1 protein-coding gene is annotated in these 1,379 nt (G+C 55.3%); it reads right to left on the bottom strand.

The window, feature by feature from the left end; translation table 11 throughout:
- A partial coding sequence (locus tag M977_RS06190) for an Ig-like domain-containing protein (protein WP_245163488.1) occupies positions 1-1,379 on the bottom strand: 1,379 nt, incomplete at both ends.

Below are 1,379 nucleotides of genomic sequence, written 5' to 3'. Positions count from 1 at the left end.
TGTCGTTGGTTGATTGCCCGGAGAGCACCGGCACTTGCAGGGTGTCATTATTATCAACTGCACCGGTGATAACTGGCGCATCAGGTGCGGTCGCATCAATATCAATTGTAAAACTTGTCGATACGCCACCGACGTTCCCGGCCAGATCCGTCGCCTGGGCGGTAAAGATATGTTCGCCATCAGGCAGATTTGAGCCTGGTGTGAATGTCCAGGTTCCATCTGTGCCAACCAGAGCGGTGCCCAGTGGGTTGTTATTATCGAAAATGGCCACTGTTGTACCGGCTTCACCGGTGCCGTGAATGGTTGGGCGCGGATCGTTGGTCGTCTGATTGTTTGTTAGCTCACCTGTTCCTGGCGTGACGTCATCCACCACACCTGTGATCGCAGGCGCGTCAGGCGCCGCAGTATCAATCGTGATGGTGAAGTTGACGGTAAATCCGCTGGTTTCTCCGAGGACAGTTTGAGTCGCTGTGTAGGTATGTTGGCCTTCCAGGAGGGGAAGAAGGGACGGATAGGTCCAGTTTCCGCTTCCATCGGCGACGATAATCCCCGGCACCAGATTGCCATCAAGATAGAGATTCACAATGGCGCCAGGGGCTGCCGTACCGTGAACTTCTGGCAGCGTGTCGTTGGTAGATTGCCCGTTGGTGACATTCCCAGCGACCGGGTTCACGTCATCAATAAGCAGCGTGATCACAGGCGGCTGCGGCAGGCCGGAGTTGCTGGCATTGAAGCTGGTTGAATCGCTGGTATTTCCGGCAGGATCCTGAGCAACGGCAGTCAGCGTTCCACCCGCGGTTTGTGCAGGGGAAATATTAACAGTGAATGCGCCGGTGCTGCTGTCAGCCGTCCCTCTGCCGATTTCTTGGTCACCTGCATCTTTAATAATGACGGTGCTGCCTGGTTCGGCAGTGCCGGTGACTGTCGTCCCCGTAATTTCAACGGGCTGAGTGATTTCAGGTGCTGATGGTGGCGTGGTATCGACCGTAATGACAATCGGTGCTGATGGCCCGACGGAATTACCCGCAGGATCGGTCGCACCGATAGTCAGAGAATGCTGCGTTTCGCTAAGTTCTGGCAGCGTAATTGACCAGCTACCATCCGGGGCGACAACGGTTGTGCCAATCGGCGTGGTTCCACCGTTATCATAAATATTAATGGTGCTGCCAGCGGTGCCTGTGCCGTTAAAGGTTGGCGTCTTATCATCCGTGAAACTGCCATTGGTCAGCGGGGTTTGAATCGCCCCGACATCATCAACAATACCCGTTACCACAGGTTCGGTGAGCGGGGTGGTGTAAATGGTCAAGGCGAAATTGGCTGAAGGATCGCTGACGTTACCGACCGCATCGGTCGCGGTTGCGGTCAGATTTAATGGACCG

This window comes from Buttiauxella gaviniae ATCC 51604 (genome assembly GCF_001654835.1).
Taxonomy (GTDB): Bacteria; Pseudomonadota; Gammaproteobacteria; order Enterobacterales; family Enterobacteriaceae; genus Buttiauxella; species Buttiauxella gaviniae.
Note: the sequence above shows the minus strand (reverse complement) of the source record. Positions and strands in the feature narration are given on the sequence as shown.